At 64.9% G+C, this 302-nt stretch carries 1 pseudogene; it reads left to right on the top strand.

The features are described from left to right. Window positions 1–302 (top strand): annotated as a pseudogene (locus tag EXE45_RS18700) (sugar phosphate nucleotidyltransferase); the annotation flags it as partial.

The following is a 302-nucleotide window of genomic DNA, read 5'->3' as shown; positions in this document are numbered from 1 at the left end:
TAGCTCCTCGGCGACGGCTCGAAGTACGGCGTCGACATCACCTACATCGTCCAGGGGAACCCTCTTGGACTCGCCCACGCCGCGGGCTGTGCCCGTGACTTCGTCGGCGACGACGACTTCGTGATGTACCTCGGGGACAACATCCTCAAGTCCGGCGTCACCGATCTCGTCGAGAGCTTCGAAGCCGGCGACTACGGAGCGGGCATCGCACTCCAAGAGGTGGAGAACCCCCAAGCGTTCGGCATCGCGGACGTCGACGACGCGGGCAACGTCACGGAGCTCATCGAGAAGCCCGACGACCC

Origin of the sequence: Halorubrum sp. SP9 (assembly GCF_005435015.1) — an archaeon.
Lineage (GTDB): Archaea > Halobacteriota > Halobacteria > Halobacteriales > Haloferacaceae > Halorubrum > Halorubrum sodomense.
Note: the sequence above shows the minus strand (reverse complement) of the source record. Positions and strands in the feature narration are given on the sequence as shown.